Origin of the sequence: Flavihumibacter sp. UBA7668 (assembly GCF_002483205.1) — a bacterium.
Taxonomy (GTDB): Bacteria; Bacteroidota; Bacteroidia; order Chitinophagales; family Chitinophagaceae; genus Flavihumibacter.
The window spans coordinates 221233-241509 of record NZ_DLHM01000003.1 but is presented as its reverse complement, the minus strand read 5'-3'; the positions used below and the strand labels follow the sequence as shown (position 1 = coordinate 241509).

Sequence of the window (20277 nt, the reverse complement as noted above, 5' to 3'; positions counted from 1 at the left end):
AATGAATCTATATGAGCGTACTTCAAAACTATATCAATGGCAAATGGGTGGCAAGTAATTGCAGCGAAACAAGAGATGTGGTAAACCCGGCCACACAGGAAGTATTGGCGAGAGTGCCCTATGGTGCGGCAACTGCCAAAGACCTGGAATTGGCAGCGGCTGCTGCGCAAACAGCTTACCTGGGCTGGAAATCAGTTTCCGTGTTGAAACGTATTCAGCCACTTTTTAAACTCAAGCAATTGCTGGAGGAAAATAAAGAGGAAATCACCCGGCTCATAACTCTTGAATGTGGTAAAACACTGGTGGAATCGGCAGGTGAAATTCAGCGGGCTATTGAAAATGTGGAAGTGGCCTGTGGTGCACCCATGCTGATGCAAAGTGAATTTCTGGAAAATGTGGCAACCGGAATTGATGAGTTTATGATTCGTCAGCCATTGGGTGTAACAGCCTGTATTGCGCCGTTTAATTTTCCGGCAATGATCAGTTTCTGGTTTCTGCCTTATGCGATTGCAACCGGAAACAGTATGATCATAAAGCCATCGGAAAAGGTTCCGCTGACAATGATGAAGATATTCGAGTTGATTGATCAGTTGGATTTACCTGCCGGATTGGTTAATCTGGTTCATGGCGGAAAGGAAACCGTAGATGCTATTCTGGATCACCCGCAGGTTAAATCGATCAGTTTTGTGGGAAGTACTCCGGTAGCCCGCTATATTTATTCCCGGGGTACTGCCAATGGAAAAAGAGTGCAGGCCCAGGGTGGAGCAAAAAATCCGGTGGTGATTCTGCCGGATGCCGACATCGATGTAACCTCTCAGATTATTACGGATAGTGTGTTTGGTTGTGCGGGCCAGCGATGTCTGGCAGCATCTGTCGTAATTACTGTTGACAATGATTCGCAGATCAAAGAAGCGCTGTATGAGTCTGCCAATAAACGATCTGTTGGTTACGGATTGGATAGCTCCGTTGAAATGGGGCCGGTTATTAGTCCGGAGAGCAAATCACGTATTGAAACCCTGATTGGCAAAGGCCTCGATGAAGGTGGTAAGCTCTTACTGGATGGCAGAAACAAAGCAGTAAGCGGGTATGAAAAAGGCAATTTTATCCGTCCAACTATTATGGAGGGATTGCCCCTGGATGGAGAGTTGATAAAGACAGAAATATTTGGTCCGGTTATGACGCTTGTGCACATGAAGAATGTGGATGATGCCATTGATTTTATCAACAGAGGAACCTATGGCAATATGGCCTGTCTGTTCACCAGCAGCGGCAACAGTGCGCGGAAATTCAGAAGCGAAGCGATGGCAGGAAATATTGGAATCAATATAGGGATAGCAGCACCCATGGCGCAGTTTCCCTTCAGCGGATGGAAGGATAGTTTCTTTGGTGACCTGCACGGACAGGGAAAACATGCCATTGAATTTTTTACACAAACCAAAGTGGTGGTGGAAAGATGGCCGAAAGAATGGAGCCGTAAATTTTAACGCTTAAGCATTACCGTTATGAATCAGACAACAACAGAAATAAATACCATTCAGATCGCCAATGCACCCTGCAGCTGGGGTGTTCTGGAATTTGAACTGGAAGGGGAGAAGAAAGGATTTGAATCCGTGCTGGATGAAATGAAAGAAGCCGGATATGCCGGAACCGAATTAGGTGATTGGGGATTTATGCCCACTGATCCGGAAGCTTTAAGAGCTGCATTGATGAAAAGAAATCTGCAACTCCTTGGTGCATTTGTGCCGGTGGCATTGGTAAAGGACGATGCAATAGAAGAAGGAATTGAACGTGCCCTGCGCACTGCCGGACTCATGCAGGCAGCCGGTTACCCCAATGCGTTTATTGTATTGGCAGATGAGAATGGATCAATACCGGAAAGAACAGTTAAAGCCGGCAGAATAGAAGCGGCTGATTTGCTAAAAGCAGCAGATTACCGGCGCATTGCTGCCAATGCAGAAAAGCTGGCAAGAGCCGTGAAAGAACAGCTCGGTATGCGAACTGTTTTTCATCATCACGGAGCAGGTTATGTGGAAACACCACAGGAAATGGAGTGGTTGCTGGAAGGAAGTGATCCGGAGCTGTTGGGGCTATGTTTTGATACCGGTCACTATATGCTGGGAGGTGGCACTGATCCGGTGGGGTTTATGAAAAAACATATGGACAGGATCTGGCATGTGCATTTCAAGGATTTTGACCCGGCTGTAAGAGACAAGGCCATTGAACAGAACTGGGACTATTTTCAATCGGTGCAAAACGGTGTTTTCTGTGAGTTGGGAAAAGGGGCCGTTCCATTTGATGCAGTGAAAACCCTTCTACAGGAAGAAGGATATAAAGACTGGATAGTGGTAGAGCAGGATGTATTACCCGGCATGGGAAATCCATTGGAATGTGCAAAAAAGAACAGGCAGTTTCTGGCTTCCATTAAATTATAAAAGCAAAAAATCAATCGCTGAACGGTATGAAAAAATTATCCCTTGTATTAATTGGTATGGGCCGGATTGGCCGCATCCATCTCAATAATATTTTACGCCAGTTTCCATCTGTGGAGATTGCCGGTGTGGCAGATCGAGATTATTCTGCAGAGAAGTTTGCACAGGAATATGGTGCTATTCCTTTTTCCCGGGAAGCCGAAGAGCTCATCGCACAACCGGGTGTGGATGCTGTACTAATCTGTACCCCAACCAGTAGCCATGCAGCCATGATACGGCTGGCATTGAAACATGGAAAACATATTTTCTGCGAAAAGCCGGTGGACCTTTCACTGGAAACAACCAAAGAACTGGTGGATCAGGTAAAGGCGGCCGGTATCAAAATGATGCTCGGCTTTAACCGCCGTTTCGATCCTGATTTTCTGCATGCCCGCCGCCAACTTACAGATGGCAGAATAGGTGAAGTGCAGATTGTTAAAATCACCAGTCGTGATCCGGGATTACCACCGATTGATTATATCAAAAACTCCGGCGGGCTATTCATGGATATGGTGATCCATGATTTTGATATGGCCCGTTATTTAATGGGAAAGGAAGTGCGGGAAGTATATGCACAGGGCAGGGTATTGGTGGATCCGAAAGTAGGGGAGGCGGGAGATATAGATACGGCCTTAACCACCCTAATATTTGAAGATGACTCGTATGCAGTCATTGATAACAGCCGGGAAGCTATTTATGGCTATGACCAGCGCCTCGAAATTTTCGGTAACAAAGGCATGTTGCAGGTGGAGAATAATCTCCATAATAAAAGCATCATCTATGATCAAACAGGTATTCATCATGCACAGCCACTTGATTTCTTCATGGACCGGTATGCAGCCTCTTACCTGAATGAAATGAAGTTTTTTATTGATGCCCTGCATAATGATCAGCCAATTCCGGTAAGTGGGCAGGATGGACTGGAAGCCGTACTGATAGCAACTGCCGCCAAATGGTCGGTTGAGAAAAAAAGACCGGTAAGCATCGCAGAAGTAAAAGCTATTTTGTAACTATGCCGCATTAGTTTTACTACCATGGCCAAAAAAGTGTCCATCAAAGATATTGCCTCGGCAGCCGGCGTGTCGGCTACCACAGTTTCTATTGTGCTAAATGGAAGGGCGAGGGAAATGAAGATTAGTGATGCTATGGCCAAAAAGGTGGAGAAACTGGCGGAGAAACTGCAGTATCGACCCAATCATTTTGCCAAAGGATTGCGAACCGGAAAGACGCATACCATCGGGCTGATTGTGGATGATATCTCCAACTATTTTTTTGGTCATCTGGCCAAGGTGGTGGAAGAAGAAGCCGATAAAAAAGGCTATACGGTGATGTTTTGTAGCAGCGAAAACAATGAAGGGAAATCGCGCAATATTCTGAATATGCTGGTGGACAAACATATGGATGGCTATATTATTGCGCCCACCACCTTTATGCTTCCGGAACTGGAGAAGCTGATCGCTGAAAACCGGCCAACCGTATTGATTGATCGTTATTTTCCTGCGCTTAATTCCAACTTTGTTACGGTTGATAATTTTGCCGGAAGTCTGGAAGCGATCAACCACCTGGCAGCAAAGGGGGTTAAAAAAATTGCCCTGGTTACTAACGATACCGATCAGCTACAGATGCAACAACGGATAGATGGGTACTTATCGGGCTTGCAAAAAAATAAATTGCCCATTGATGAATCAATGATCAAAAAGATTCCCTTTGGTCGACCGGAAGCTAAGCAGGTGAAAGATCTCGTACAGTTTTTTACAAAACTGGAAGGCAAAATGGAAGCTGTCTTTTTTACTTCCAATAACCTAGGAGTTGCCGGTTTGGAAGCATTTAGTATACTTGAGAAAACAGTACCGGATAATATTTCGGTGATTTGCTTTGATGACAATGATCTTTTCCGTTTAGGAAAACCCGGCATCACCGTGGTGAGTCAACCAATAAAACAGATGGCGAAAAAAGCAGTGGAGGTATTGGTAAAACAAATAGAACAAGCGGATAGTCCCTTGTCACATGTAGTGCTTCACACACAATTAATAGAGCGCGAATCTGTTGGATAATAATTGATCATTTTGGGCCTGCTATAGTATTTTTGCGGCTGACAAAATGTAAAAAGTATGCGGATAGCGGGACTGATTCAGGTTTTTATTTTGTTATCTATTTTATGTAATGCCCAGGATGATACGGTTTTTGTAAAGGAGCCGGATACCACCATTTACCGGCTGGGATTTACCGGTACAGGCAATATAAACAGAACAGCAGCGAACGGAACAACTTATATATTTAATAACGCAATCCGGTTTAATGTTGAAAAGCGCATACTTACAGTGAATGCTTTCGCTAATTGGATTTATGGACAAAACCCCTTGCGGAAAACTAACAATGATTATCTTTTTATAGTTGATGCAGATTTATTTAAAAACACCAGGAAATTGTATTACTGGGGGTTGGCCGGATACGAGAAAAGCCTCTCCTTAAAAATATATGACCGCTATCAGTTTGGAGGCGGACTTGGATATACGCTGATAAACAACGATAAATTTAATCTGGTTCTCTCTGATGGATTATTATATGAAAAATCAGCGCTTCGTGAAGCGGATAAATACGGACGTACTGGGTATGAAACGGTACGAAATTCCTTTCGTTTAAAAAACCGCCTGAGGGTTCATGAATTGATTACAATTGATGGTGTGCATTTTTTGCAACATTCACTTTCTGATAAAGAAGACTATATTATAAGAACAACCAATACCATTTCCTTCCATTTAAAAAAATGGTTGAGCCTTACAGTGGGGCTCACCTATAATAAACTCAATTTTACAGAAGCGGAAAACCTTCTTTTTAACTATGGACTTACCATAGAAAATGTATTCTGATTTCAGGCGCTGAAATTCACCGAAGCAGCAGCTCCGCCTGAACGGCATAGAGCAAATCCTTCACTGGTAATTTTGACCAGAGTGAACCTTTCCTGCTGATGCAATTCCACCAAACCCTGTTTGGCCAGCTGGTGAATATGTTCCAGGATAGTATCCCATGGAAGAAACTGACGCACAATAATTTGCGCCGGTTTGCAGGGATAACTCGTAGGATCGGGGTCGTCCTTTACGATCGTATAAATGGTTTGGAGAGTGGAATAGGGATGATCCATATATATCCCAAAATAAGTTGATAAGTCCGAACCAGAAAACAAAGTTTTCAACATTTTATCCTTCTCCCACTTCATTTCCTCCAGAACGGTCTCCCTCTCTGCGTTTGAACAAATCCAGGTCAGTTTTGCCGAACCGGTAGCTGAATGTCAGTCGCAGGGTTCTTACGTTCCAACGGCGATAGGAATCCTGGTAAAAGTTTTCCGTATCTGTAATACTTCCAAAACGACGGCTGTTAAAAACATCGTTTACATTGAATGTAAGGGTGCCGGCATTGTTTTTCAGGAAGTCTTTCCGGATAGCAAAATCCATGTAATACTGTTCCTTTGTTTTACCCTGTGGCATAACCCGGGGAGATTCATATTCACCTGATAACTGGAAGGAGAAATTATTGAAAAATTTACTGTCCGGTTGAATGACTTTATAATTTACCATCATCTTGGTACTCCAGTTAAAACCGGTATTATTCAGATTGATTCCATTCACCTGAGCTTTTACATCGCGGTATTGTGCATTGAAATTTGGCGTGAAATCAAAACTGTTTCCAATTCTTTGCTGCCAGGTAATTTCCACTCCCATTCGGTTGGTACGGTCTGCATTGATGAAGGTGTTCAGGATTGCATTGGGATCAATGGCTGCATTGCCCAGGGCATCATACTCTTCAGTAGTAAGTGTATCACTGTACATGGTAATATCTTCCGTGTTATTTCTGAAATAACTGGATACCAATACATTTCCTGTAGTGTAGGTGCGATTATAATTCAGTTCAAAAGAGTTGGTGAATTCTGGTCTCAATTCAGGATTTCCTTTGCGAATATTCAGCGGATCTGTGATGTCCACATAGGGATTGATCTGCCAGAAATTCGGGCGTCGTATCCTCCTGGAGAAATTAAGTTGAATATCACTTCCATCTTTTACAGAATAAGTCAGATAAAGACTTGGAAAAAATGCATTCAGCAGGTCTGATCCTTTGGATGGATAATCGTATCCGAATTTACGGGCACTGTCGATGAGTTCCCCTTTAAAGCTCGATTGTTCAACACGTACCCCAGCCTGGTATAATAACTTTCCGATTTTATTGGAATAGTTACCATACACTGCATTCACCATTTCTTTAAAACTGTAATTATTACTTAAAGGCAACTTACTCAAATTGCCCCCCTGGAGGGAGAATACATCCAGTTTGTCTTTTGAATAATTATGATAGGATCTTGCTCCAAATTCCAGTTTGCTATTTTCAGAAAGAGGGTTCACATAATCCGTTTGAAAGGTAAGCTGTGTTCCACTTCCGGTTGATTCATTGATCACCGTATTGGGTGTGGAAATTAATTGTCCCTCAGTATTGTAAAAACGATTTTCAATATTGCCGTCTCCACCATTAGTGCCCGTGTTGAAGGTAACATCAGCTGTCCATTCCTTTTCCGGTTTGGTATAGGTTCTGCGATAATTTAGTTGCGTATTTGCCCGGTTGAATCCAAAATCATCAGTAGAAAAACGGTCACCGGTTTGTGTTGCTTCGCCGTTTGCATTAAAATATCGTTGTTTCTGAACTTCGTCGTTTTCAAATTCACCTTTTACGAATCCCTGTGAAATTGAAATGCTGTTGAACTCATTCCAGTCGTAATCCATACCAAAGCGGACAGAAGAGAATTTGCGATTTCTCTCCCGGTCTGTACGCTGATCGAAAAAATCCGTTATAACACCATTGCTTTTATTTTCGCGATAAGCTTCTCCTTCTGCAATACCACCGGATTGGTTATAATTTCCACTTGCAAAAATGTTGACTTTGTTTTTGCGGTAGTTTAAACTGAGGCCGCCATTGAATAAACTGGGTGTTCCGGCACCAATGGTTGCAACTCCGTTTAATCCGCCTTTCCGGTTTTTCTTCAGAATGATATTAATGATACCGCCCGTACTACCTGCATCATATTTGGCGGATGGATTGGTTATAACTTCCACCCGATCAATATCATCGGAAGGAATCTGTTCCAATGTAAGTATAGTAGGACGACCATTTACAAAGATCTGAGGTGAACTATTACGTAGAGAAATTCCACCATTAACATCAACCGATAAGGAGGGTATCTGACGCATCAGGTCAACTGCATTGCCACCTTTACTGGTTATGGCAGCATCCGCATTAAAAATCCGACGATCTACACCAATTGTCATAAGAGGCTTACGTGCTGTTACAACAACGGTAGCCAGATTGGCCGCTTCAGTTGACAAGCTGATTTCACCCAGATTAAAGTCGTTTATACCATTCAAAATATTAACCGGACGTTCTTCCATTCCAAATCCAACCGCACTGATCTGAACCATAGTGCGAATTCCACGGGGTACAGTTATAACAAACTTTCCTTCCTGATCAGATATGGAAATATTGGATACAGTATCCGGGTCAGCACCTTCCTTGCGGATGGCAGTTAAGGCAGTTATAGACGCAGATCCAACTGGATTGCCAGTCTTCGCATCTTTTATAATTCCTGAAATTTTTATTCTTTCTCCGTCCGGATTTTGTGCATTCGCAAATAAAAACGGCATCATGGCGCATAGCAATAGAAAGCTATACTGGTAAAAAGGGGTCGATTTTCCAGTTATTCTACGTGTCATTGTGCAAAGGAAATCTTTTAAAACTGAAGGTTTCCTTAAATTTAACGGATGAGGTATATAAATCGTTTATTTTTAGTAGCAGGTCTTTTTATAGTACTGTCAAATGGGCAAATATTTGCCCAAACCAGCACAGTGCAGGATGGTTCTGATCGGATAAGCATCAACGTTAGTTCCATGCTGGTGGAAAATCTTCCCAATCCGATTGGATTGGATAATCCGGCTCCAAGGTTCAGATGGAAATTAGAAGCTCAGGATGCTGCTGTCCGTTCCAGTGGATTTGAAATTGAATTGTGTAGGGATACTACTAGAACTGCGCTGCAAACTGAAACAATATATCGCTCCGGTAAACAGGTTTCACCTCTTTTATTTTATCGTTATAATGGGCCAGACTTGCAGCCCTACACAAAATATTACTGGAGGGTACGCAATTATGATCAACAGGGCAGGGCTACTGATTTTTCCTCCTGGGCTAATTTCGAAATGGGCCTTATACATAGTACCAACTGGAAAGGCTCCTGGATCAGCGATGGCAAATCTATCCAGGAAGAAGCCTTGCCTTATTTCAGAAAAGAATTCAAACTAAGTAAAAAAATAAAATCTGCAAGAGCTTATATTGCTGCAGGTGGCTTGTTTGAACTGAGCATCAATGGGAAAAGGATCAGCGATGCATGGCTTGAACCAACCTACACCCGATACGATCGACGGTTGTTGTACTGTACCTATGATATTACATCGGATTTATTGAACGGAATGAACGCCGCCGGAGTTATTCTTGGTAATGGCTGGTATAATCATCAGTCTACGGCTGTTTGGGATTTTGATAAAGCACCCTGGCGTAACCGGCCCTGTTTTGTATTGGATATTCGTGTAGTTTATGAAGATGGAAGCGTAGAAACGATTTCATCCGGGCGCGATTGGAAAACTCAAACAGGTCCGATTATTTTCTCCAGTATTTATACTGCTGAACATTATGATGCCCGCCTTGAATTAACCGGTTGGGACAAATCAGGGTATTCAGATACGGCCTGGAAACAACCTGCTTTGAGATCGGCTCCTGCTCCGTTAATAACAGCACAGAATCTGCATCCGATTCGCAGAGTGGAGGAAATAAAAGCAAGCTCCGTTAGAAAATTCAATGATACCGTATATGTTGTTGATATGGGCCGAAATATTTCCGGTGTTACAAAAATCAGCGTAAAAGGAGAATCAGGTACAGAGCTCCGTATCCGGCACTCCGAACGTCTGTATGAATCCGGTCGCACCGATCTGTCAAATATCGATGTACATTATCGCCCGGTTGGTGATAGAGATCCTTTTCAAACAGATATTTTTATTCTTTCCGGAAAAGGAGAGGAGGAGTTTTCTCCAAGATTTAATTACAAGGGGTTTCAATATGTGGAAATTAAATCAAGTAAACCAGTAGTAATAACCAAAGAGTCAGTGGTAGCTTATTTCATGCATTCGGATTTGCCTGCAGTGGGCTCTGTAACAAGCTCAAATCCTGTATTAAATAAGATCTGGTCGGCAACCAACAATTCCTACTTATCCAACATGTTTGGCTATCCAACCGATTGTCCGCAAAGAGAAAAAAATGGGTGGACGGGTGATGCACATATTGCCAGTGAAACGGGCCTGTTTAATTTTGACGGAATCACGGTATATGAAAAATGGCTGCAGGATCATTTGGATGAACAACAACCAAACGGTGTATTTCCTTCTATTATTCCGAGTAATGGCTGGGGCTATGAATGGGGAAACGGGCCCGATTGGACCAGCACCATCGCCATTATTCCCTGGAATATTTACCTGCATTATGGTGATACAACGCTTCTGGCAAGAACCTACGAATCACTGAAGCGCTATGTTAATTACATAGAAAACATCAGTCCGGATGGGATTTGCACCTGGGGCCTCGGAGACTGGGTTCCGGTAAAATCTAAAACTCCGGTAGAGTTTACTTCAACAGCTTATTATTATACCGATGCGCTGATACTTTCCAAATCAGCTTTATTATTGGGAAAAGCAGATGATCATATACGTTATGCTGCACTCGCAAAAAAAATCTTTACTGCCTTCAATAATAAATTCTGGAATGCATCTGCAGGTATATATGGAACCGGATTGCAAACTGAACTTAGCGTTGCTCTTCACTGGAAGCTGGTGCCGGATACATTGGTATATAAGGTAGCTGCTGCTCTGGCTGATCGGGTTATAAAAGATGGCAGACAGATTGATGTGGGATTATTGGGAACCAAAACAATTTTAAATGCATTGAGTGATAATGGTTATATAGATCTTGCATACGAACTGGCAGCTCGTGAAACATTTCCGTCCTGGGGATGGTGGATAAAAAATGGCGCGACTACACTCTTTGAAAACTGGCCAATCAATGCTGCATCGGACATCTCAATGAACCATATCATGTTTGGTGAAATAGGCGCCTGGATGTATAAGGCACTGGGAGGAATAAAAACTTCGGAGGCAGCACCAGGTTTTCAGGTAGTCAATTTAGAACCCTGTTTTCCTAAAAAACTGGATCGCTTTTCCTGCAAGCATGAATCAGTAATGGGTACTATTGAATCGGGCTGGGAAAGAAAGGGCAGCAATATTCAATATGTTGTTACCATTCCACCCGGCTCCATCGCCCGATTGCGGGTTCCGGCAATGGGAAATACGGCCATCCGGTATATTGAACTGGGATCCGGTACCCATCGCTTTAACTGGAAAAATTTATAAACGTGATTTTTTTACGCCTTCCACTGTTATTTTAACCGGCAAAATCAAACCCTGGGAATCAAATTTCATTTCATCGATACAGGTTTCTCTTGAATTACCGTCGGTTTCGGTTAAGGGCCGGCGGTGATAAACTATATAATACTTATCTGTTCCCGGATGGTGAATGACGGAATGATGACCGGCACCGGTGGCGATAGCCGGATCCTGCTGAAGAATTTTACCGATTCGTTTAAAAGGCCCGAGCGGTGAATCTGCAATGGCATAGGCGACACTATAATTCGGACCTGTCCAGCCGCCTTCGGACCACATAAAATAATATTTCCCGTTGCGCTTGAATACAAAGGGACCTTCAACATAATTTTCCGGGGTAATTTCTTTAAAAGTACTGCCATCTTCAAAGGGAAGAAAGCCGCTGAAATCATTGTTTAACCTGGTGATATTACAATGGCGCCAGCCACCATAATACATATAATGCTGTCCATCCTCATCGCGAAAAACAAATTGATCAATGGGCTGGGCTCCATTATGAAAACGGTCTACCAGGGGTTTGCCCAAATGATCGTTAAAAGGCCCGGCAGGATGATCTGCTACAGCTACACCAATTCCGCCCAGCTCTTTATCAGACTGTATATCATTGGCTGCAAAGAATAAATAATACTTCTTGTCTTTTTCAATAATGGATGGAGCCCAAACGGCGCGTTTGGCCCATTTTATCCGGCTTGTATCGATAATTCGAGGATGCTTAACCCATGTGCGAAGGTCTTTGGATGAGAAGGCATCCATAAAAACCTGCTTATTATACGGAGCTGAATAGGTTGGGTATATCCAGTATTCTTTACCAAAAATGATGGCTTCAGGATCAGCATACCAACCTGGAAAAACAGGATTTCCACTGAAATTTGCTGGCTTTTTTACCTTCTGGGCGATTGCTGTTTGCCCACTTAAAACGGTCAGAACGAATGCGATACGTACAATAGTTTGCATATGGCAAACTACAAAATGCAGATCAAATTACCCGTACAAATTTGCCCGCTTCAGTAGCCTGGCGAATAATATCCAAATGGTTATCAGATTTTCCAGCTACCACCACCAGTTCAATATTTTCATCTTCCAGAATTTCTGACAGATTGCCTACTACCTCAACTCCAGGATACCAGGATTCTGCCAATCCTGTAGTAAGGTCCTGCTGGGCCAACACTTTTTTTAGTTTGTAGCCATGGTCAATGCTACCGGTGCTTAATAATATGGGCATTTCCAGTTGCTGGGTGGCGATCAGTCCGATGTATTTAAATGTTGACATAATTCGTATTAAACGTGTAAAATTTACACTTGCAAAGATAGCTATTCTCAAAAGAATGGCTAAACATTGAGGTTGATTTTATCCTGTTAAATAGCTTTATGCTCCATGTCTGTAGCCAATTCAGGCAGGTTTTTTGTCTTTATCACCCAATCCGGCACTCATTTTCAACCCCTCAAACAGGGTTTTCCATACTAAATTGAAGAAGGATTTGGTAGGAACCCGCTCATTTATTACCTCAAATTCGTGTGGATGCCGGTCATCAAACCGGTTATGGTTCCTCACAAGAAGTTGGTTCGCAAGCAGGGTAAGCAGGGGGCGTTTGGCTGTTTCGCCGGAATTTTTCTCTTTTAGCAAATCAATTTTTAAGTCCTCATAAATAAATAATACCCGCCCAGTTGCCTTCAGATCGGTTCCCTTCAGGTTAAATTCAAGTTTTTTAGCCTTTCCTGTGCGTATTTCCACATTTGTAAGAGGCTGTATGATTGGGTTTATAGCGGTAAGGTCAAATGGCTGTAGGTTACCATTGACAGAAAATTGACCATTTTTACCGGGAGGAAAATAAAATCGGGCATGCAACGGAATTTTATCCATCAGTCGTGCTGTTAAATCAAGCCGTAGGCTACCTATAGTTTCAACACCTTTCTGAATAGGACCGGCGTTTCCGTTAATGTAACCAAAAACCAGCTTTCCCACATCTGTACCGTCCTTGTTTTTCTCCCTATATTCTATTCTCCCGTTTTCAATCTGCATAAGGGGAATATCCAGTCCGGGTGGTAACTGTTGTATCAACTGGTGTGGATTTTTTCCAATTTTTGATTGGGTTGCAGGAGGCCGGCTCCGGTCATTGAATATTTTGAGAGTGGGTTCCTTAAGTACGATCAAAGGAGTCCTGATTATACTGTCTTCAAGAAAAGAACGTACATCGACCGAGTCAATAACTATTTCGGGTATACTACAATGATAGATATCCTGTTGTACAGGCGTTTTTCCTGCCAAAGCTTCCAGATTGTTGCCTGCGCTGGGACTAACCCTGATTTTACTGATAATGGCCTGAATATGGTCAGCACCTTTCAAAATCAACTGATCTGCGTTTAATTTATATTGTTTATTTGCCAGGTCGAGTTCAATATTTTCAATGGAGAGCCGGAATCCTCCAGCTGGAAGCGGATTTCTGGCATTGGTTTGCAAACTGTCTGTATGAAAATCATAAAGATCCAGGTGAACAGATTGGACTTTTGTTTGTCCTTTTTTTCGATTGGTATAGATGATGTCAAGTTGTGAAAGCTGTATAGAATCCACTTTTAGTCCGCTGAGTGCCCGTTTTTTCCGGTTTGATTTTTTAACCGGAACAACCGTATTCAGGTTTTTTCTGGTATCAGTACCTTGTTGAATTTCCAATTTTCCTCCTGATATGGCGATGGTGGAAAGTTCGAGCAAGCTGGATTCCAATAAGGAACTGACTGAAACATTTTTTATGATCAGATTTTCAAAATGAAAACGATAATGGGTTGCATTATTGGTGTCTGCACGGATTGGATCAAAAACAAGCTCACTGATCGTCAGGGTTTCTTTATCGGGATCAATTTTCAGGGTTTCCATCGACAAGCGATACCTGCCATCCGTTTCCTCGGTAACCCAATTGGTTAATCTGGATTTTAATTCTTCAGAAAGATCAGTTGATTTCAACCAATAACGAAAAAGTCCGACTCCCAGCAGAATCAGCAAAACTGCGATAGAGAGAAAAATTATCGGACGACGTCCTAACATCCTACTACCCCCAGGAGCCAATAAAGAATCACGAAAACGACAATGGTACCAAGGCAACCACCACCCCATTTGTAAGCGCCGTAACCAGCCAACAGTGTTCTAAGCCAATCTTTCATATGCGGTATTTAAAGTTAATGGAAGTTGTTATTAAAAAACAGTGCCAGCACGAAGGAAGGGATTACCCTTTAGACTAAGTTACAGATAATAGAATTTTAACACATGGTAAAATTGTATTCGAGATTGGGAATTTAGCATAGGTATTTACCCAGGTTAAACTAAAATTCCTGCCGGCATTGTAGTAAATTTGATAAACGACCATAAGCCATAGAAATGAGGAGAAATATATTGGTCGCTGTCTGTATTCTGATTGTAGCAGCGATTGCTTTTACTGCCTGCCTGGACAGTGCCGCAGAGGGGGGAATTCCTTCTGGAAAAATTAGCTATAACTATCATGTCCGGCCCATTCTTTCCGATAAATGTTTTAAATGCCATGGACCGGATTTAAATAAAATGGAAGCCGGGCTTCGCCTGGATCTTCCTGAATTTGCATTTGCCCCTTTGAAAGAAACAAAAGGCGCATTTGCACTGGTTCCCGGAAAACCGGAGGAGTCAGAACTCTATAAAAGAGTGATATCTACCGACTCCGCCATTATGATGCCAACTCCTGATTCACATCTTGGATCTTTATCGGAAGTGGAGACCGGGATTATCAAGAAATGGATTGAAGAGGGAGCGGTTTATGAGCCCCACTGGGCATTTGTACCTCCGGTAAAAGAGGAAGTTCCAAAGCCGGATCCTGAAAAGAACACCAATGAAATTGATTATTTTATACAGGCAAAGCTGAAAGAGAAAGGCCTTTCCATGAATGAAGAGGCTGATAAGGAGCGATTGCTGAAAAGAGTATCCCTGGATATTACTGGCTTACCGCCTACAGAAGCATTGATGAAGCAGTTTCAAAATGACGCGTCGGAAAATGCATACGAAAAACTCGTGGAAACCTTGTTGGCATCTCCCCAATATGGGGAAAAAATGGCCGTTCACTGGCTGGATGTTGCCCGATATGCCGATAGCTACGGTTACCAGGACGATAATGTTCGTACACAATGGCCCTGGCGCGATTGGGTGATCAAGGCATTCAATGAAAATATGCCCTATGACCAGTTTGTTACCTGGCAGTTGGCTGGGGATTTATTGCCGAATCCAACCAAAGAACAAATTCTGGCTACAGCTTTTTTCCGCAATCACAAATACACAGAGGAGGGCGGAGTTATTCCGGAAGAATATCGCATTGAATATGTATTGGATAAAACAAAAACCTATACAAAAGGATTATTGGGATTGACTGCTGAATGTGCCCAATGCCATGATCATAAATACGATCCCATTTCGCAAAAGGATTATTTCAGTCTCTTTGCCTTTTTCAACAGCACCTATGAAATAGGTTACGAAGGGGATATTTCTGTTTCGAAACCTGCAAAGAATCCGATTCTCAAACTGACAGAAGAAGAGTTGAAAACAACGCTCTCCTTTATTCATCGTGAAGATACTGGTTCCTTAATGGTCTCTGTTATGGGTGAAATGGATACTATCCGTCCTACCTATGTACTTAACCGTGGGGTATATGATCAGCCAACAGAACGGGTGCAGCCTATGGCCCTTCCTGTAGTAATGAAATATGATACCGCTCAGTTGCCCCGCAACCGATTGGGCCTCGCAAAATGGACTACCGATAAGAAAAACCCACTGACCGCCCGGGTATTTGTGAATCAGGTATGGCAGGAATTCTTCGGAAGAGGATTGGTGAAAACCAGTGGCGATTTTGGTATGCAGGGTGAACTACCATCAAATCCAGCCTTACTGGACTGGCTGGCAGTTGATTTTATGGAACATAACTGGGATATCAAATACCTGGTTAAAAAAATTGTGAGTTCAGCAACCTACCGGCAATCTGCAGAAATCAGCAAAGAAGCATTGCAAAAGGACCCGGAAAATATATATCTGTCACATGCTCCACGTAACAGGCTAAAAGCGGAATATATCAGGGATCTCGTACTCTCTACAAGTGGTTTGCTGGTTCCTACCATTGGCGGACCAAGTGTTAAACCCTATCAACCGCAAGGGCTTTGGGAAAATGCAACATCCGGAAGGGGGGAGTTGGCAACCTATAAACAGGACAAAGGCGAAAAATTGTATAGAAGAGGAATGTATACGTTTATCAAGCTTACCGTGCCGCCACCATCCATGGTGCTCTTTGATGCAAGCAACCGTGATCAATGCGAAGTGACAAGACTGCAAACCAATACCCCGCTGCAGGCATTGGCCATGATGAATGATCCAACTGTACTCGAAGCATCCCGGGTTTTTGCTCAAAAATTAGTGGAAGCTAACATCAATGCAGAACCGAATATTGAAATTGCATTCAGGCGGATTATTTGCAGAACACCGGGTACTGCAGAATTAAAAATTCTTAAACGCTACCATGCAGAACAACTGGAATTATTTCGTACCAAACAATTGGATGCGATCACCACTCTTAAAGTAGGAGAGTATCCGCAAAATCCAAAACTTGATCCGGTGGCTCAGGCAGCACTGATGAAGACCATCAATCTGATTTATAATATGGAAGAGGCAATCGTAAAATCATAAGTATGGAGAAAGAACAATATCAACATCACCTTAATATGAACCGGCGACGTTTTTTGAGTCGCATGAGTCTGGGTATCGGTTCGGTTGCACTCGGCTCTCTGCTGATACCCGATCTTTTCTCAGGAAAAGATACGGAAGAAGCCATTATGCAGCGATTACCTCATTTTGCTCCAAAAGCAAAAAGGGTAATCTATCTCTTTCAGAATGGAGCTCCATCCCAGCTGGATTTATTCGATTATAAGCCTATGCTCAATGAGCGCTTTGGAGAAGATCTGCCTGCATCTATCCGGATGGGACAGCGATTAACCGGAATGACCGCAGAGCAATCCAAATTTCCGTTGGCAGGGTCTACTTTCAAATTTTCTCAATATGGACAGGCAGGTGCCTGGATCAGTGAATTGCTCCCTCATACTGCCAGCGTGGCGGATGATATCTGTTTTGTGAAAAGCATGTTCACCGAAGCTATTAACCATGATCCGGCCTTAACATTCTTTCAAACAGGAGCGCAGGTTGGGAATCGTCCAAGTATGGGGGCCTGGTTAAGTTATGGCCTGGGTAGTGAGAATATGAACCTGCCTGCTTATTGTGTATTACTGTCTAAGGGAAAAGGAAATGGGCAGGGCGTTTATTCGAAACTCTGGACAAACGGATTTCTCGATTCAGTACATCAGGGAGTTCAGTTCAGCAGCGGTGAAAATCCGGTACTTTATCTCAACAACCAGGAGGCTATAACAAAAATGGATCGCCGTAGCATGCTGGATCAGCTGACCGCGCTTAATGAAGAAAATTTCAAAGCCTTTGGAGATCCTGAAATAAATGCGAAAGTGCAACAATATGAAATGGCTTATCGCATGCAAACAGCAGTTCCTGAAGTAACCGATTTATCCAAAGAGCCGGAATCAATTATTAAGTTATATGGACCGGATTGCCTGGTGCCGGGTACCTATGCTGCCAATTGCCTGCTGGCAAGAAAACTTTCGGAGAACGGGGTTCGGTTTGTTCAGTTATACCACCAGGGATGGGATGGACACGGTAACCTGCCGGGTGAAATACGCGGACAGGCATTGGATACTGATCAGGCATCGGCTGCTCTGATTACAGATTTGAAACAACGTGGATTGTTGGATGAAACCCTGGTTATCTGGGGTGGAGAATTTGGCCGAACCAATTATTGCCAGGGACCTTTGCAAAGAGATAATTACGGTCGCGACCATCATCCCCGCTGCTTTACTATCTGGATGGCAGGAGGAGGGATTAAGCCTGGTGTTTATGGTGAAACGGATGAATTTGGTTATAATATTGTACAAAACCCTGTGCATGTAAATGATTTTCACGCTACCGTTATGCATCTGATGGGGCTGGATCACGAACGATTAACATTTAAACACCTTGGTCGCCGGTATCGTCTTACAGATGTTGCCGGTACTATAGTTAAAGATATCATTGCTTAATGCGGACCTGGAAAACTCTCCTTTACAACCTGGCTTTTGCAGCCAATACTTTACTGCTGTTTTTTGTGCTTGCCGAACAATGGGTGGTGGTTCCGGCATGGTTGCAGGTAGCCGGAAGAATGCATCCTTTGCTGTTGCACTTCCCCATCGTATTATTATTACTATGTCTGGTACTGGAATGGCTACCCTCTTTTAAAAACAGTGAATCTCTATTGGACGGACTTTGGTTAATTACCCTGAATCTGACGGTTTTTTCAGCTCTTTTTGGCTGGATTCTGTCTAGGGAAGAAGGGTATACCTCCGAAACAGTCAGCTGGCATAAATGGGGAGGCGTGTTTTTATCAATTTTTGCGTTGGGCTGGTATCATCTTCGACGAATAATTCAAAGTAAAAAAATTGTGCTCTCCCTCTCCAGTTCAACTATGCTTTTGGCGCTTATTATCACTGGTCACCAGGGAGCTGTGCTTACGCATGGAGATGACTTTATTCTTGCACCAATGAAAGATCCGAATTCAGGTCCTCCTGTTGCATTTGAAGATGCCATTGTATTTGACCATGTGGTTATGCCAATTCTGGATGCTAAATGTGTTGGTTGCCATAACAGTGGTAAAGCCAAAGGAGATTTGATAATGGAAACAGCTGCTACGCTTTTACGTGGTGGGAAAAACGGATTATTATGGGATACGACTGCAAAAGAATATGGCCTTTTATTACAGCGGGTTCACCTTCCGATGGATCATAAAGAACATATGCCTCCCAAAGGAAAACCGCAATTGACTGAAGATGAAATTGCCATCCTGTATCACTGGATTAAAGCAGGTGGTGATATGAAGATTAAACTTTCAGCAATTCCTGAAACAGACAGCATTCGTTTACTCACGGCCTCTCTTTTCAAATCGCAGGATGAAAGTTCCTATGCATTTGCGGCAGCTTCGGAGTCAACGATTGAAGAATTGAATTCCCATTACCGCATGGTACAGCCGATTGCTGCCGAATCACCGGCATTGGAAGTGAATTATTTTGGCGCCAGTCAGTTTAAACCGGAACAGTTGAAAGATCTGTTGAAAATCAAAGATCAATTGGTTTCACTTAACCTCAACAGAATGCCGGTTTCTGATGCCGACCTTGAGCTGCTAAAACAGTTTCCTGAACTCCGTAACCTGAACCTTTCTTTTACTTCCATCACTGATAAGTCGTTGCCGATTCTCCAACAGATAAGTTCTTTACAGGAATTGAGTGTTTCAGGTACAGAGGTGACTAAAGCTGGCCTGGCTAAATTTCCCATGCCGTTGAAAAGTTTGTATTGCTGGAATACCGGAGTAAGTGCTGCTGATCTGCCTGCACTTAAAACGATTTGGGGAGAAACCAGGTTGGAGACGGGCTTTACCGGAGATACTATTATGATTCAACTGAATGCGCCTATTGTTCAGAATGAAGAGCAGATTTTCAGTCAGCCTTTTGAGCTAAAGCTGAAACATTTTGTACAGGGGGTCGATCTTCGCTATACGCTCGATGGAACCGAACCGGATAGTCTGACATCGCCAGTATATAAATCGCCGGTTACAATATCCTCAACCACTCAGGTAAAAGCAAGAGCCTTTAAAAAGGGATGGATAAGCAGCACTACAGTAAACAGGCAATTTTTTGGCTCCGGAGGAAAACCTGATTCAATTCGTCTGGCAACGGCTCCGGATCCATCCTATAAGGGAAATGGAGGAGCTACACTGATTGATGAAATAAAGGGAGATGGGAATTTCAGAAGCGGGAAATGGTTGGGTTATATGCACAATAATATGGAAGTATGGGTTGAATTCAATGAACCCAAATCGATCAAAAACCTTTCAGTCAGCACGCTTATAAGTATCGGAAGTTATATCATGCCACCAGCCGAAATCCAGGTGTGGGGAGCAGAAGCAGCAGGGACATTAAGTATGGTGGCGCGTGAACGGCCTGTACAACCTTCCAAAGACACGGCTCAATTTGAAAAAATATATTCCCTTCCTCTTGGAGAAAAAATGTATAAACGATTAAAACTGGTAATCAAACCCGTTGCCTCTTTACCTAAATGGCATCCGGGAAAAGGGGCTCCCGGATGGGTATTCGTGGATGAGTTGTTTTTTGAGTAGTGAATGGTGAATGGTGAATAAAAAAAGAAC

The 20277-nt window shown here is 43.0% G+C and carries 15 protein-coding genes; 9 read left to right on the top strand and 6 right to left on the bottom strand.

Annotated elements, in window-relative coordinates; all coding sequences use genetic code 11:
* Positions 1-11 precede the first annotated feature (11 nt).
* The 5 genes from B2746_RS06830 to B2746_RS06810 are packed head-to-tail and all read left to right on the top strand — an operon-like array spanning position 12 to position 5338.
* Positions 12-1484, top strand: coding sequence for a CoA-acylating methylmalonate-semialdehyde dehydrogenase (locus tag B2746_RS06830; RefSeq protein ID WP_290792111.1), 1473 nt, complete (start codon positions 12-14; stop codon positions 1482-1484).
* Positions 1485-1502: 18 nt separating this feature from the next.
* Positions 1503-2432, top strand: coding sequence for a TIM barrel protein (locus tag B2746_RS06825; RefSeq protein ID WP_290792110.1), 930 nt, complete (start codon positions 1503-1505; stop codon positions 2430-2432).
* Positions 2433-2458: 26 nt separating this feature from the next.
* On the top strand, positions 2459-3478 hold the full coding sequence (gene iolG, locus B2746_RS06820; RefSeq protein ID WP_290792109.1) for an inositol 2-dehydrogenase: 1020 nt from the start codon (positions 2459-2461) through the stop codon (positions 3476-3478).
* Between the two features lie 24 nt (positions 3479-3502).
* Positions 3503-4522, top strand: coding sequence for a LacI family DNA-binding transcriptional regulator (locus tag B2746_RS06815; protein WP_290792108.1), 1020 nt, complete (start codon positions 3503-3505; stop codon positions 4520-4522).
* A 57-nt stretch (positions 4523-4579) separates the two neighbouring features.
* Positions 4580-5338, top strand: coding sequence for a DUF481 domain-containing protein (locus B2746_RS06810; protein WP_290792107.1), 759 nt, complete (start codon positions 4580-4582; stop codon positions 5336-5338).
* Between the two features lie 2 nt (positions 5339-5340).
* Here B2746_RS06810 and B2746_RS06805 read toward each other — a convergent pair whose 3' ends face one another.
* Complete coding sequence (locus B2746_RS06805; protein WP_290792106.1) at positions 5341-5610, bottom strand: hypothetical protein; 270 nt, start codon at positions 5608-5610, stop codon at positions 5341-5343.
* Between the two features lie 55 nt (positions 5611-5665).
* On the bottom strand, positions 5666-8221 hold the full coding sequence (locus tag B2746_RS06800; protein WP_290792105.1) for an outer membrane beta-barrel family protein: 2556 nt from the start codon (positions 8219-8221) through the stop codon (positions 5666-5668).
* A 48-nt stretch (positions 8222-8269) separates the two neighbouring features.
* Here B2746_RS06800 and B2746_RS06795 point away from each other — a divergent pair, with 48 nt between their 5' ends.
* The gene (locus tag B2746_RS06795) at positions 8270-10957 is read left to right on the top strand and encodes an alpha-L-rhamnosidase (protein ID WP_290792104.1); all 2688 of its coding nucleotides are present in this window, start codon (positions 8270-8272) and stop codon (positions 10955-10957) included.
* Here B2746_RS06795 and B2746_RS06790 read toward each other — a convergent pair.
* The 4 genes from B2746_RS06790 to B2746_RS06775 form a co-directional block, all read right to left on the bottom strand.
* On the bottom strand, positions 10952-11941 hold the full coding sequence (locus B2746_RS06790; protein WP_290792103.1) for a glycoside hydrolase family 43 protein: 990 nt from the start codon (positions 11939-11941) through the stop codon (positions 10952-10954). The genes B2746_RS06795 and B2746_RS06790 overlap by 6 nt on opposite strands.
* Before the next feature lie 22 nt (positions 11942-11963).
* Entirely contained in the window at positions 11964-12257 is a 294-nt protein-coding gene (locus B2746_RS06785; RefSeq protein WP_290792102.1) for a Gfo/Idh/MocA family oxidoreductase, read from the bottom strand.
* Between the two features lie 120 nt (positions 12258-12377).
* Positions 12378-13982: a hypothetical protein gene (locus tag B2746_RS06780; protein ID WP_290792101.1), complete on the bottom strand. Its 1605-nt coding sequence runs from the start codon at positions 13980-13982 to the stop codon at positions 12378-12380.
* A 35-nt stretch (positions 13983-14017) separates the two neighbouring features.
* Complete coding sequence (locus B2746_RS06775) at positions 14018-14140, bottom strand: hypothetical protein (RefSeq protein ID WP_290792100.1); 123 nt, start codon at positions 14138-14140, stop codon at positions 14018-14020.
* A 214-nt stretch (positions 14141-14354) separates the two neighbouring features.
* On the opposite strand from B2746_RS06775, the gene B2746_RS06770 reads away from it, so the two are divergent.
* From B2746_RS06770 to B2746_RS06760, 3 genes are read left to right on the top strand one after another with little or no spacing between them, the layout of a single operon-like run.
* Positions 14355-16670, top strand: a complete 2316-nt coding sequence (locus B2746_RS06770; protein WP_290792099.1) for a PSD1 and planctomycete cytochrome C domain-containing protein — start codon at positions 14355-14357, stop codon at positions 16668-16670.
* A gap of 2 nt (positions 16671-16672) precedes the next feature.
* Positions 16673-18121: a DUF1501 domain-containing protein gene (locus tag B2746_RS06765; protein ID WP_290792098.1), complete on the top strand. Its 1449-nt coding sequence runs from the start codon at positions 16673-16675 to the stop codon at positions 18119-18121.
* A complete protein-coding gene (locus B2746_RS06760; protein ID WP_290792097.1) occupies positions 18121-20247 on the top strand; it encodes an FN3 associated domain-containing protein in 2127 nt (708 codons plus the stop codon). Before B2746_RS06765 ends, B2746_RS06760 begins: the two co-directional genes overlap by 1 nt.
* Positions 20248-20277: the final 30 nt, after the last annotated feature.

Bases quoted from the DNA above. Each gene is read 5' to 3' on its own strand.
- B2746_RS06830 (WP_290792111.1), top strand. From the start codon at position 12: ATGAGCGTACTTCAAAACTATATCAATGGCAAATGGGTGGCAAGTAAT.
- B2746_RS06825 (WP_290792110.1), top strand. From the start codon at position 1,503: ATGAATCAGACAACAACAGAAATAAATACCATTCAGATCGCCAATGCA.
- iolG (WP_290792109.1), top strand. From the start codon at position 2,459: ATGAAAAAATTATCCCTTGTATTAATTGGTATGGGCCGGATTGGCCGC.
- B2746_RS06815 (WP_290792108.1), top strand. From the start codon at position 3,503: ATGGCCAAAAAAGTGTCCATCAAAGATATTGCCTCGGCAGCCGGCGTG.
- B2746_RS06810 (WP_290792107.1), top strand. From the start codon at position 4,580: ATGCGGATAGCGGGACTGATTCAGGTTTTTATTTTGTTATCTATTTTA.
- B2746_RS06805 (WP_290792106.1), bottom strand. From the start codon at position 5,610: ATGGATCATCCCTATTCCACTCTCCAAACCATTTATACGATCGTAAAG.
- B2746_RS06800 (WP_290792105.1), bottom strand. From the start codon at position 8,221: ATGACACGTAGAATAACTGGAAAATCGACCCCTTTTTACCAGTATAGC.
- B2746_RS06795 (WP_290792104.1), top strand. From the start codon at position 8,270: ATGAGGTATATAAATCGTTTATTTTTAGTAGCAGGTCTTTTTATAGTA.
- B2746_RS06790 (WP_290792103.1), bottom strand. From the start codon at position 11,941: ATGCAAACTATTGTACGTATCGCATTCGTTCTGACCGTTTTAAGTGGG.
- B2746_RS06785 (WP_290792102.1), bottom strand. From the start codon at position 12,257: ATGTCAACATTTAAATACATCGGACTGATCGCCACCCAGCAACTGGAA.
- B2746_RS06775 (WP_290792100.1), bottom strand. From the start codon at position 14,140: ATGAAAGATTGGCTTAGAACACTGTTGGCTGGTTACGGCGCTTACAAA.
- B2746_RS06770 (WP_290792099.1), top strand. From the start codon at position 14,355: ATGAGGAGAAATATATTGGTCGCTGTCTGTATTCTGATTGTAGCAGCG.
- B2746_RS06765 (WP_290792098.1), top strand. From the start codon at position 16,673: ATGGAGAAAGAACAATATCAACATCACCTTAATATGAACCGGCGACGT.
- B2746_RS06760 (WP_290792097.1), top strand. From the start codon at position 18,121: ATGCGGACCTGGAAAACTCTCCTTTACAACCTGGCTTTTGCAGCCAAT.